This is a genomic window from Vibrio sp. 2-1-2a (genome assembly GCF_032648565.1).
GTDB classification, from domain to species: domain Bacteria; phylum Pseudomonadota; class Gammaproteobacteria; order Enterobacterales; family Vibrionaceae; genus Vibrio; species Vibrio diabolicus.
In genome coordinates, this window is record NZ_WBOH01000014.1 from 12,890 (window position 1) to 25,736 (window position 12,847).

General features: G+C 39.5%; 14 protein-coding genes. 6 read left to right on the forward strand and 8 right to left on the reverse strand.

Annotated features, from left to right (window positions below; translation table 11 throughout):
- Position 1 precedes the first annotated feature (1 nt).
- The 6 genes from F7Y48_RS21770 to F7Y48_RS21795 all read right to left on the reverse strand — a co-directional run bounded on the left by F7Y48_RS21770 (position 2) and on the right by F7Y48_RS21795 (position 7,370).
- Positions 2 to 1,897, reverse strand: coding sequence for a hypothetical protein (locus F7Y48_RS21770; RefSeq protein ID WP_213906811.1), 1,896 nt, complete (start codon positions 1,895 to 1,897; stop codon positions 2 to 4).
- Positions 1,894 to 3,561 (reverse strand): hypothetical protein, encoded by a 1,668-nt coding sequence (locus F7Y48_RS21775; RefSeq protein ID WP_213906810.1) that lies wholly within the window; start codon positions 3,559 to 3,561, stop codon positions 1,894 to 1,896. The genes F7Y48_RS21770 and F7Y48_RS21775 overlap by 4 nt, the downstream gene beginning before the upstream one ends.
- 26 nt (positions 3,562 to 3,587) lie before the next feature.
- On the reverse strand, positions 3,588 to 4,781 hold the full coding sequence (locus F7Y48_RS21780) for a Druantia anti-phage system protein DruA (protein WP_213906809.1): 1,194 nt from the start codon (positions 4,779 to 4,781) through the stop codon (positions 3,588 to 3,590).
- Positions 4,782 to 5,247: 466 nt separating this feature from the next.
- Entirely contained in the window at positions 5,248 to 5,721 is a 474-nt protein-coding gene (locus F7Y48_RS21785) for a hypothetical protein (RefSeq protein ID WP_213906808.1), read from the reverse strand.
- A gap of 10 nt (positions 5,722 to 5,731) precedes the next feature.
- Positions 5,732 to 6,682, reverse strand: a complete 951-nt coding sequence (locus F7Y48_RS21790; protein WP_213906807.1) for a hypothetical protein — start codon at positions 6,680 to 6,682, stop codon at positions 5,732 to 5,734.
- Between the two features lie 250 nt (positions 6,683 to 6,932).
- Positions 6,933 to 7,370 carry an RNase H family protein gene (locus tag F7Y48_RS21795; protein ID WP_213906806.1) on the reverse strand — a complete coding sequence of 146 codons (438 nt, stop codon included), beginning with the start codon at positions 7,368 to 7,370 and terminating at the stop codon, positions 6,933 to 6,935.
- Between the two features lie 228 nt (positions 7,371 to 7,598).
- On the opposite strand from F7Y48_RS21795, the gene radC reads away from it, so the two are divergent.
- From radC to F7Y48_RS21820, 5 genes are all read left to right on the forward strand, one after another.
- Positions 7,599 to 8,075: a RadC family protein gene (gene radC / locus F7Y48_RS21800; RefSeq protein ID WP_213906805.1), complete on the forward strand. Its 477-nt coding sequence runs from the start codon at positions 7,599 to 7,601 to the stop codon at positions 8,073 to 8,075.
- Positions 8,072 to 8,497 (forward strand): DUF2787 family protein, encoded by a 426-nt coding sequence (locus F7Y48_RS21805; RefSeq protein ID WP_316685384.1) that lies wholly within the window; start codon positions 8,072 to 8,074, stop codon positions 8,495 to 8,497. Before radC ends, F7Y48_RS21805 begins: the two co-directional genes overlap by 4 nt.
- A gap of 26 nt (positions 8,498 to 8,523) precedes the next feature.
- The gene (locus F7Y48_RS21810) at positions 8,524 to 8,952 is read left to right on the forward strand and encodes a DUF2787 family protein (protein WP_213906803.1); all 429 of its coding nucleotides are present in this window, start codon (positions 8,524 to 8,526) and stop codon (positions 8,950 to 8,952) included.
- Positions 8,953 to 9,160: 208 nt separating this feature from the next.
- Entirely contained in the window at positions 9,161 to 9,721 is a 561-nt protein-coding gene (locus tag F7Y48_RS21815) for a tyrosine-type recombinase/integrase (protein ID WP_213906802.1), read from the forward strand.
- A gap of 101 nt (positions 9,722 to 9,822) precedes the next feature.
- Entirely contained in the window at positions 9,823 to 10,323 is a 501-nt protein-coding gene (locus F7Y48_RS21820) for a lecithin retinol acyltransferase family protein (RefSeq protein WP_213906801.1), read from the forward strand.
- A gap of 129 nt (positions 10,324 to 10,452) precedes the next feature.
- Here the strand turns inward: F7Y48_RS21820 and F7Y48_RS21825 are convergent, their stop codons facing one another.
- Both F7Y48_RS21825 and F7Y48_RS21830 read right to left on the reverse strand, forming a co-directional pair.
- Positions 10,453 to 10,638 (reverse strand): AlpA family transcriptional regulator, encoded by a 186-nt coding sequence (locus F7Y48_RS21825; RefSeq protein WP_031851691.1) that lies wholly within the window; start codon positions 10,636 to 10,638, stop codon positions 10,453 to 10,455.
- Between the two features lie 159 nt (positions 10,639 to 10,797).
- Complete coding sequence (locus tag F7Y48_RS21830; RefSeq protein WP_316685385.1) at positions 10,798 to 11,490, reverse strand: inovirus Gp2 family protein; 693 nt, start codon at positions 11,488 to 11,490, stop codon at positions 10,798 to 10,800.
- Between the two features lie 443 nt (positions 11,491 to 11,933).
- Here F7Y48_RS21830 and F7Y48_RS21835 point away from each other — a divergent pair, with 443 nt between their 5' ends.
- Positions 11,934 to 12,827, forward strand: coding sequence for a hypothetical protein (locus F7Y48_RS21835; RefSeq protein WP_316685386.1), 894 nt, complete (start codon positions 11,934 to 11,936; stop codon positions 12,825 to 12,827).
- Positions 12,828 to 12,847: the final 20 nt, after the last annotated feature.

A 12,847-nucleotide genomic window follows, 5' to 3' on the forward strand; every position in this document is an offset into this window, starting at 1 on the left:
CCTATTGGACCATAATCTCTTGATCTTTAATTGAGCAGTCTTGTTCCAAAGCCCGCTCTATGCCATCTGTTTTATTTCCACTAGCAATAGCCCATGGCAACGCCCAATTGAGCAAAATTGCATGTAAGTCTGACTCTTCATTTCCTCCAGGTACACTGCGCAAAGCTTTGTAAGCTCTTGAAACACAGCGAGCCCATAAGTTCCCACCATGAAAGCCTGTATCTTCTATGAGTTCATCTAAATCCTCTTGATTTGATGACACATTTCTATCTGCTTCATCTAGCATCGCTTCATAATCAAGTTTGCCAAAAATAAATTTATTGCTCCTAGGAGGAGTAAGTCGAATGCGAAGCTCATCAGTATTAAATAAAGGGCCTATTTCGGTGATCGAACCGCCATCGGGAAAAACAGCAGGACCTTGTTTGACAGTTGCAAGAAAAAATGTTCTGGAGGAACTTGATAAAAAGCATTGTCTACGAATCACCTCCTCTCGAATGGGGGCCCCGTAAACTTCAAAAGCTGATAAATTTACACCTTTAATCACCGCACAATATACTTCAGTTTTGGCGCTACTAGAGATAAATTTCTCAGAACTAATACTATCGACTAACCCGACAGGAATGGACCATTCCAACACTTTAGAACCGCTTATCGCAGCAGAGACTGCATCACACGCTAAATCAGCTAAAGATCCCGAGAACTGAATAATTTGACCAGAAAGGATTCCTGCTAGAATCTTACGAGATAGTGAATTGGTTTCTGATTTAGTGAAACCAACAACATGAAGATTAGCAGCTATCGCTTCATAAGCTTCTGATATAGAGCTTAAATTTACAGTTTCATCTGCCAGTTTTTTCAGTTTCATGCCAGAAGGAATAGCCTGCGTTGATGTTTTGGGTACGTCTTCACCCTCACAACGTAAATCTAACTGACTAATTTTACTAAACATTTCATCAAGACGACTTCGAACATTCACGAAGTCGTCGATTTGGTCTAAGTTATCAATACGAGATTCAAGGCCCTCAATAGCCACAGATATAGTATCTATTTCAGTTGTTCTTTGTGATTGCCTTTTTAACTCACCTTCTATACTTTCCATTCGTCGCTCTAGGCTTGTGTTCGCATCTGAAAGCACAGATAAGCTATGATCTAACTTATTTTGCAGTATTCCTACTGAATCTAAGCGCCCTTCAACTTCTCGCAAGCTTTGCTCATTATCAGAACTAATAAGAGATGTGACTCTCAAAACCTCTGTAGTTTCCTCTGAGATAGCTTTTACTCTGCCTAGCTTTTCCTCAATAGAGTCAAATTCGACTTCTGATTCCAAGTGAAGTGCTTCAAACTCTCGGCAACTACTTTCGATTTTCTTGACTGTACTTTCTAATTCGCTTAAGCGCAGCGGTAACTCCATGACCATTTGGTCACGTTTAATATCAGCTTTTTTCTTAAAACTAGAAATTAGACTATTAACCTGCTCACATGTTACAAACCCACTAAACTTGTATAACTTATCTGCATCTTCTTGCGAAAGGTTGGGATAATTCTCACTTAACTTGTTAAAGAAATACAAAGCCTTCTGAACATCATCAAGATTTTCATCCACTTCGGGTAAGTCTATACCTAGATTTTCTTTTGCCCATAGCTCCCATATTTTACCAAAAACAGTCCAACCTGGATTCACCTTTGAGCGTTCATAACGAGTCAAGTGCATAATCAGCCGTTTTTGCTTCTCTTTGAACTCAGCAATACTATTACGGCGAAAACCATCGACCTTGGGCAAGGCTTTAAAAACCACTCTTAGAATACTTTGGGGTAACTCTTCAATGAAACTAGTAATCTCTGCTTGAGCAAACGATCCTATTCTTTCTTTAGCTGCATTACTAAACTCATAGTTCATATTGAATTAATGCCTATCTTTAAGTTACTCCCACACCGAAGAATTTCATTTTTTATCGAACGGTAATTAGGTACTAAACCAACTGTTGGTTTTGTAATTTCGAAAGCTCGAATTAATTCTTCATCTGTGAGAAAGTTATTTACGGGCGCTGCAGATATTTGTGATAGAAAAAACAATAGTCTACTTCTCAAAAATGGAGGTAAAGTTATCGTCTCCTCTCCTTTATATTCATTTTCATTATATCTAGCATTGGTTAAATACAGATTGCCAAAACCACCAAAGTCTAATTCAACTGATACAATCTGCTCAGAGATTAAGCTAGATATGTGGTTATTTATATCTGCTTTAAGTAGCAGCGCTTTAGGATTATGAGGAGCTGGCTCACTTCCAGCTACAAGAAGTTTTCCAGTATTTTCTGATGGATATACTTTAACTCTCCCTTCAACACCTTTGGGCATCGAGATGTAAGAAAATCGATACCCACGCTGCAAGAGGTTAGAAGTTAAGCTTTCACACTCAGCAATATGAAGAGAAAATATTTGTATATCTTTTTCATCATTTGTAAGTGCTATATCAACCGTTGGCTGAGAAGGCACTTCTAAGTTATTTTCTTTCTTATCGATTGATAAATATCTATGCGTATTCGAATCATCGTCAAAAAAAAGCGCAATTAATTCCAAATGATCTGGCTCTAGAGCAAAGAACTTATCAGCACCTCTCAAGCTTGGGATGGATAACTCTTTTTCCGCACTAATTGCCTTGAGTCTTTTTCTCGCAGACTGCTGATGATGAGGGAGATGATCTATACCAAGCAATACTTCATTTGTTCGCTCTAAAACAATTTCATCAAGATTAGATCTTCTCGTTACAAACGGCCAAATTACGTTGATTGAAGGGACAGAGTGAGAAACCTCTAGTCCTGTAAACTCTTTCAACCAAATAGTTGCCTCAATTGATATGTGGCTTGGAACAGTTATCATGGCTAAATGCCACTTTCCTCTATTAGTCAAAGAGTCAACCGTAATCTCTTCAGGAAAAATTACGGAACTAGGCAATGCCCAAAGCATAGCGAACGAACTATTTAATCTGATTTCTTTTGAAACAGAAAAGCCTTGTCTTTCGCTACTTGGGGTTGGACTAAAAACGGTAGCTCCGAAAGCTTTAAGAGCTTGACACTCTCGCTCAACACCGTTAAAAAATTGCGGATCAGGTGTTCCCGTAAAACTTACTATACGGTAGCTTTCAGTTACTGGTTCGGCGGTTACCCTTCTCGGTTTTGACATACCTTTCATGTCAAGTGTTTGAAAACGACCTCCAACATCTATCGTAACGGTCGCATCTGACTCTCGGCATGGGGGAATAGTTAATTCTAGGTACCAAGAAGAATGTTTTGTACTTGGTATCTTTAGCCACAGCTCTATTCGCCCCATTGTAGGTAGATCGGAAAGTTCGTCCTCTGGAGCGCCTATGGACACGCCTCCAGGCACAAAATTTTCACATTCGGGGCCCCCATAACCCGGCCAATGAGCAAAATAGGCTTTTCTCTTTCTCCCAGATCTCAAGCTCACTGGTTTTCTGCATTCGTGGCATATATATATACCAAAAGTATTTGCCCGTTCTGCAAACTCGACCTTTCCAGTAAACTTATTTACCGCATATTCCATCTTTCCTCAGTACCATTTATGTATCATTAAGCTATATTTTTTTTATCTATTAGTTGTTTAGTTTTATATCCCAATAGCTCTGTGACCGAAGAAGAGTTCCATTTAAGATAACTTTTGTCCCATGCCGCTCTTGGTATCACCCACCTTTGAAGAGCAGATTCAGCGACTTCTCCCGAAGATTTTAAGTTAGATATATCGGGCACCCCTTGCCCTGTTCGGAGTATATCTAAACTATTCTCAGCCAATTGAGATATAAAGACTTCACGTTGTATACCATGTTTGAGCAAATCAGCCTTGAACCCCAGAGTAGATAAAGCAGCCTTTGTTGCCCTCAGTCGCCAGTTTGGTCCCTGACCAAAGGAATATTGATCTGCATATCTATGATCCTTTTCTCGCAAGTATTCCCTCAATTCTTTGAACAACCACTCAGGTATATGAAAATGTCCCCATCCACCTGTATAACCCAGAGATTTGAGATATTCCGTATTGTTAAGCCTTACTCGATTGTAAACGGATGAACGTCCCATCGAGGAGGAAGTCGTAACAGCAAGTAAATTAGCCTTTTTCTCTGACTTAGATATCACTCCGGTGGTAGAACCATACTTGCTGCTAAAATCATTATAAAGCTCTTGGGTTCTTAAAAGGCTGGCTATGAGCTTACCGCAAAGCAATGAATTGTATGGTGGGATTGCACCTAGTACATAAGCGTCCATAACATTTACTAGTCGATCACTGCGATCATGAGTATTCCAGCCAATATAATTGTCACGGACTGCTAAGTTAAAAACAGGATCACCAATCGCAATTAGCCCCATAAGCTTTCCATTACTTTCATCCCAAACTAAGTAACGTAGGCGCCGTCCAAAGCCATTGGATACAGGAACTGACCATGTTAAAGATGCTAGACGAAAGAGGTCCCCTGACCATGCTTTAGAGTCCACTCGCTCCAATACTGGGGATATTCTTTCAGGAACAATATCAGAGCCTGACGCAAAGTGACCAAGCAACTTGTCATAATTATTTACGATAAAGTTACGACTAGCTTCAAGTCGTTCCTTTCTTTGCGCTTGGTGCATCGAGCGAATAACTTCTTTACTATTCCCAGGAGCCAAGAGAGATCCATCTTCTGATTTTGTAAAGCCAAGTGAATGTAGGTGTTCTCGGAGTTTTCGTTTTAGTTGAGCTTCCTTTAAATTGACGCTCACAACACTCTTGGACATATGTACCCTTATAAAACTTATGCCATCGATTAACAATTCACTCTAAACACGACTATCCAGAGCTCAAACATCTAATGAAATGCAAGCAGGCAAAATTGGTCAGCTATAAGCCACCAATATCATACTAATCTCATGGATTTAAGACTATAGAAACAGTAAAAGTTAAGAGAGATTTTATTGAAGGTGTAGATCTTATCACCATAATTAGCCAATTTCTTCTGTAACGTGAGCGACTCATACACCCTCCATAGTCATATCCACATGTATTGCAAAATCTGTAGGGGCATCATCAATAGCGAAAAAGCGACAATGTGGGGCAATTGCGTTTCCCCTTTTTTGTATCTCTATGTAACTTTCTTATAAAGCACTTTAGGGCAGGTATGAGTTGATACTGGTGCTTAACCCTATATCAATCCTCATGGATATAGGGTTAAGCTTACAGGAAGCATTGAATTATATAGATTTTTTAATCGCTGGCTTTTGCCTGACTAACTACGATGTAGGTGATTGCTACAATATGAATTAGATTCAGTATGACCTGTGATAGCACTATTTTCAGCCACCACATACTCATACTTGTGAGAAGCATCATCAAGCAAGTACCAAAAGTAGCGAGCAAAAAAATAATAGATACACCATACAGATTAAAGAACACTGTGAGGTAGCCTTTATTTCTCCATTCGCTAAACGTTGGATTTCTTGATATAGAGAGCAAATATGCTCCAATTGCGGCTATAAAACCTGTCATAGTGATACTAAAAGTAGTTATGATACCAAGCATCGTAGATATATTTTCAGGGTTTATAGCTGGAAACAATGAAGAGCCTTTCCACATGAACAAAAGATGGTAGATACCAAGAATGATAGGGACTCCTAACGCCGAGAGTAACCATATGACTCTCTTCCAGCATTTTTCATCATTCTCTGTAAGCATTTCCATTGTCATTACTCTAATAAGAATTCTGATTTTTCAAGTTCGCCCATTGCGAACAAGGCGCGACTGTTTTTAGTTTTGCTCCATATTGACTAAACTCTTGATTCGCTAGAGTATCAACTTGAGCATTAGCATATCTCTTATCTTGAATTTGAGTCTCAATTGTATTTCCAGACTTCGGATAAATAGTATCAAACACAATCATTGCCTGATCTAACAAGATATCTTTGATTGTCTCTTGTGCTGAGTGAGCTTTACCTCTAAGGTAAACTTCAGCAAAGTCTCTATCACTAGGGTCATTTTTTATGATATCTAATAGAGGGTCGATCTGCTGCTTAATGTCTAATCTACTATGAGCCTTGCGTTTCACTCGAATCTCAATTTCAAGATTGTCTGTGTTACTAGCAGCATTAAAGAAGGAACTTAACTTACTAAACTGACTCGAACTATTTCGCAACAGTACCTTTGCTTCAGATAACATATTAATGCTTTTAACGTTGCTCTTAGCAATCCCGGTGTTAATCGGCTTGAGCTCTAAAGTGTATTCCGATGACGAGATTAGTCCATTGAGTACTTGATTTAAGTAATACTCAACATCTTCCTCTGTCGCACCACCATGAGAAGCAGCTATACCTATAACTGGTAACTGATCATCTAGATGAACATAAGTTACTTTCTCTAAGCTCGCATTCCCAATAATAGACTGTAAATCTTCAACAGTGCCAGAAGCCTTATCTAGTTTACGATAGTTATGTAGCTCTGTCGGTGTCATTAAGTAATAAACAGACATGTAGCTCGCAGCCTTAGCAAAGTAGAGCTTTCTGGAAGTCTTCTGATTAGTCTTCTCAAGGATAGCTTGCTGTTTCTGATGCGTGCAGTAAAGGTCAATGATATCCTTCACACAGATTTTACAGGTTGTCCCAGATGTCTTGAATTTAACGGTATAGGTATAATAGTTTAGCTTCATATGTGATGTATTTTAGTGCGATTATATACATACAATTATACATAATACTGGTATGAGGAAAAATAAGCGAAATTTTTTGCATATGTCTTATCGATAAATTACTGTTTTTTGTCCAACGAATAGTAAAAGCCACTGCGTTATTTTTACTTTGCCTACTCACCTACTCTGAGACTACAGCTAATAGTCCTGTACAGATCAGCACACAAAGATGAATCACTTGCTGGCAGTACCAGCAAGTGATTCATTGTCTTTACAACTGACGTTTCGTCGCTAGGAGAGCATATCTATAAGCAGCATCTTTCCCAGCTGAACAGGCAGCGACTTTTCTCACCTCAACACGCTTCTCCGCGCTTCTTTCATCCACCAGCCGCCAGAGCTCTGCATTAGCTATCGCTTCTTTATTTGCCTTACGCCAATCTCCTTTCTTCCAACCTTCTAGCCACTCATTAAAGCCTTTGACGCAATAATCGCTACTTGAATAAATAATATCGCCATCTCTCGCATGCTTTAATCCAAAAGCAAGCGCTGACAGATCTAGGTAAGCCTGGTCAGTGACATAGTCAACAGGCTTCCAATCTTCATCATCAATACATCCATCAGCATCGAGTGCTATGTACGCAATACCACCAACAAGACGACCTCTTTGCTTTCTCACCATGGCCGCTTCTACATAAATTTCTATACTCATTGTCATACTCTCCAGAGACTAAAAAGCCGATACATTCTTTGATTCGGCTTGGTTGTTAATAACTTGCTTTACAGCGATTTCTACATAACAACGGCAAGTCAGTTATTTTTTACCTGTCTCTGGGCACGCTTGCTTTCTATCCTCCAATTCCTAACAAGCCTGATTTAAAACACTTTCAGATATATTTCATCAGTACGCATAACCAAACAGATAGTCTAAGGAGCCCTTATGCGTACCCCAAATACTGACCATGACTACCCCTTTGAGACTTCAGAACTCAATGAGCTGCTAGAGCGCGCAGCCGAAGCTCTAGCTACGAAATACAAACGTGAAGGCACGTTCACTAATCCAACCAATGTCAAAGAGTATTTAAAACTCAAATTAGGAGCACATGACCGCGAAGTATTTGCGGTGATGTTTCTTGATAACCAACATCAATTGATCAGTTTCGAAGAGTTGTTCTTTGGCACGATTGACGCCGCTTCGATTTATCCACGTGAAGTGTTAAAGACAGCACTAAACCACAACGCTGCCGCGGTGATTTTTGCCCACAACCACCCTTCCGGTATTGCTGAACCTAGCCAAGCCGACAAACGCATTACACAGCGACTTATCGACGCTCTAAAGCTTGTGGATATCCGTGTCTTAGACCACATCGTAGTTGGTGAAGACTGTGTCTCATTCGCTGAAAAGGGGTGGATATGAGTGATTTTATTGTTTCCAGGCTTAATGATGAGCTCGTTACTCCAATGCATTGCTTTCTTGATGCCCTGCTATTGGACAGCACCATTCCTAATACAGTTGAACGATTGGCGTTAAACATTCGTTCTCAAGAGACTGACCAACGATTTCAGCCGATTGAAATTCAATTAGAACGCACATCCAGTGATTCGCCCTGGCGGCTTCGCTTTATCGCCACCTTTGATGTCGTCGTCACTGGCACGCCACAAAAAGAGTTATCGCTGTATTTCAACTTCGCAGGGTGTTGGTTCTATCACCCTGAAATTAAGCAGTGCAGCTTACAACGGCCAGAAGTACAAACCTTACTCGCCAGTTGGCTTAAAGCAGTCACTCGCTCGCTCATCGCACACTCTGCAATCTCAATCGACATTACCCCCATTCGCTAATCTCAATTTCCCTCAAAGAGGTCACTATGAATCAAGCTGCTAACCTGGCTATGTTCGCATGCAAGCGAGCCAAGCCTTCATACCAACTCAAAGACTTAATCAAACGCTCTATTCATGATGTTAATTACCGAGGGCGGCTAACTATCCGTTTTAAGGACACCAGTTACCATCCGAAAGACGGCGGGTTTCATCCAGTCTCTATCACCATCGATATGAAAGACAGCCATATTGCCATTAGGGAGATAACGGACCGTGTTTATGTGGGTGATGAAACACCGGAACTGGTTACCGATCTGACTTTTGATTTTGCTAACAACGTTGCTTTCGCACGCTTTAGCGGCTGGCTGGGCATGCACCTACAAGAAACCACGGAGCTGTATGAAATGTGGGAGTGTAACTTTCTAGCTTATGTTGCAATGGACGCTTACAACCAAATTCAGATTAAGTGTGGCTAGTAACCAGAGCCAATCCACTTACCACCCCGGAACACTCCCCTCCGTAACCAAACATTCAACAAAACCACCAGCATAGAGCTGCACCGATGCCTGCTTCCCATATTGTTAAAACGGGAAGCTTCAATCCCTTATTGCACAAGGGTTTCTTGATATCGTCGGCTCTGTGCTTCCCAAAACATCCTTATACAGACAAAAAAGGAAGCAGATTATGGCTGAGGTCCAAGCAATCAAAGATGATGACACCATACGCCTGATTGGTCATTTACTGAGTATTCGTTGTAATCCACAAATGGCCGATGTGTGGCATATCGGATTAAACCTGGCACTTCGGATTTCTGATTTGTTATCGATCCGCTTTGAAGACATTCATGGTGACCGACTCATTATTCGTGAAAGCAAAACCGGCAAGCTGGCAAACATTCAGCTCAATACCAAAGCGCAGCAGTATATTGCTAGATTAAGGGAGCAACATCCCGACCACATCTATTTGTTTCAATCCCACCGATGCCAACAGTTGAAAAACAAACCACCGCAGCCAATCACGCGACGTGCTGTGTCCATGGCATTTCAACAAGTAGGCCAAGAGCTAAATATCGCTTTAGGTACTCATTCGATGAGAAAGACGCGAGGTTACTTTCTTTACCAATCTACAAAGGATATAGGCCGTGTCATGAAAATGCTTCGTCACACATCTGAGGGCGTCACCCTTCGCTATATCGGTATCACTCAAGATGAAGTCGATAAAGACTTTGTTTCTCTTGAGCTTTAAGCCTGGTCATTTAGTGAGGGAGCGGGACCGTCAATCCCTTATAAACATTAAGCTCAGAGCCTTTTTTAGTTTCGCGATTATTACATTTGAGAGCAAATAACATGAACCCATATAACGCAATAGGAAGCTTTGTTGTAGGCAGCTTATCGAAAAGCTTAATCCAAAATTTATTCTGGAAAACGGATACCCCAGTAAGAGGGAGCATTGTGTATTGCGATCTCGCGTTTGGATATGCTGAGCATTCGGGTGTCTACGTGGGAAATGGACGTATCATCCACCGTAATGGCAAAGGTCTTATCGAAGCTGTATCAATTCATCAATTCCTAGCAGATACCACAGCCCTTTCCATTTACGTGAGTTGCAATGCTCAGGGCCATTCCATTGGTAATGAGCAATGCGCTCAAATAGCAGAAGCTATGCTAGGTGTACAAACAAACTATTCCCTGTTAAATGAAAACTGTCATCAGTTCTGTAGCCACTGTCTAAGCGGTGATATCTTCTCTAACACTTTCACATTGACTCAGCTTAAAGGTGACGCTCGTACGCACCTTCAAGCCAGTCAGTGGCGTGTATGGGACTTAAGGCATCGTCATAAAGGATAAGCAAATCATCTTTCTCAGCTAAACAAGTCCGCTTGCTATATTCCATAGCAGACATTGTTTGTCACCGGTCTTCCAGCGCATAAAAAGGCTAGGTCTCCCTAGCCTCATTACATATCAACTCAAAATTACCTAACATTCACTGCGCTCTGCTAAGCGAGCTTCCATCCACTCATTTATCTCAGATTCCACCCATGCCACAGCTCTACCACCAAGAGGTACGCTTTTAGGGAATGAACCCTCAACCATAAAATTGTAAATGCTTGAACGCCCTAGACCTGTCATGTTAATCACTTCTTTTAATCTGATAAATCTCACTGGGAAATCTCCTATGTTCTTCTTCCTCGTAGGATTCCGTGTGATGTGATTATTTAATGGATTCTCTAGCCAACCCCATGATTAAGCTAAAAGCACAAGTACGACGATTGGTACGTGATTCCTAATAGGAGTTTAAGGCTTTCGTCTCGCAGAGCTCATTTATGGTTCTCTCTTGATCCTGCTACATCCAAATGAGCGTACCCCTTCTCCAAAATTCTTCGTCTCTCTTTTGGCCAAATAACACATTCGGAAAAGTAAGGCGTCATAGTTACTCTTTGTGTCATACCTATTTTGTACAACTCTGAATTTATTATTATTAGGGAAATGAACTAAGCCTCTCATACCACAATATGAATACCCTAGAGCGTCAGACCACGCTTCTTGAACCAATACCGCTAAGCTTTTTTGGGGCTCAGGGCTGGTAGAATAGTGCCCTAAAGATCGGAAGTTTTCATTACTCATTAGAATAAACATATGATAGTGATCATTATTGCCACGATCCCTTTCTCTGCACCAGATATTAAAAGCCTTATTTCCTTTCTTAACATGATGAACTCTAGTTTTTTCCTTTTTTTTCTCTTCCAAAGTAAAATCAATCTTCGTCTGAAATATCCTTCTAAACTTTGTTATATATGAAATATCTCTATCCTGCTCAAGATCTTGAGGAAATCGTAGAACAAAACTAAAAGCAATAACCCGATTGTGTTCAGTGGTGACATAATCAAGAAGTTCTTTCGACTTTATCAGGTAAGGCTCGTAGTATTCCCTTTTTGGATTAAGTTTTATATCGTAAAATAACTCTCCCTGGTAAATTTTCGGTTCCCTTACTCTTACCCTTTTCTCTTTCTTCATTCTTATACCTATTAGATTATCTATCTCATAGGTTAGGTATATTGGTAATAATTTATTAGTTTTGTTAATACTGCTTAAGAATAAAACATATATAACTATATACCGACGGTTTATCAGCGACACTAAACTATATCAGGCTAGAGGCTTCGGTGCTTTATTAAGCCATAAGCTGCTCGGATACTCTGTCTAATTGTTTCCACATATAGTACAAGACAGTGTCACCTTTGAACCTCGCTAGACTCAATAAAAAGCAGCGCATATCCATACATAGTACCACCCACTAACAGACTTCCCCTTTTAAAAAGAAGACTTACCACAAGAAACAACTTCAATAAACCATTGTAAAAACAACTTTAAATCACGATAATAACCAATTAAAAACACATAGAAAACTCAATAATAACTCTGTGTAATTTTAACATTTATATAACAAGGAGTGAGTTATGGATAGCAAGTTATCAGTTGAACCACCCAAGGCCCAAAGTGACAGGGAAGCAAATTCATACATCTCTTTACTACTTAAAAAGAGAAAGTTACACCGATATCAAGCTAAAAACTTTATCGATTTAGATATAGAAAAAAAGAACTCCCTCGTAAGAAAAGCATTCAAAGGATTAGAAAAAAACGATGCGAAATTTTTGAAGGATGAATTAATCAAAGAATATAATGAAAATGACTTGCTAGAAAAAATAAGATGTAACTTTGACCAAAAAGATAGTAGAAAAATAAATTGGCTATGGGGATTTATTATCTATAACTGTAGATATATAGAAAAGGAATTCCTTGACGATGCTAAAAGTGAAACAAGTGTATTTGAAACATTAGCTGTAGATAAAGAAACAAAATATAATCAGGCAATTAATTACATAGATAAATTAAACATCACCCCTCATAACTCAGTTAATTTTTACAACGACTTAATAAAAGAGTGGAACTTTATAAGTAAAGACAACTCACTCAATAAGTTCTTAGAAAGAGATCAAGATAGATTAAATGAAAAGTCTACAGAATTAGTGAGGTTCATAAGTAAAAACCATAGATTATATCCTGAAATTAGAGTATTCAAAAATATTGAAAATACTCATCCTTATGACACTTGCTTAGCAGTGTACGACCTTATTAATGATGAGATAATTAAAGAAAACCTATTATTAAAATTTAGTAAGGCATGGAGTCAGTATAAATACAGAACCAAAAATAGTGGTAAAAAGCAATACACTTTTATTCTTCCACCTGACGCCAAAAAGAAACTAGATAGAATAGTTGATCTTTCTGATAAAAACATAGGCGACACTCTAACTGATATCATTGAGAAAGCCTACCGAGAGCTTAGTTAGATATATCCGTTTTACAACTA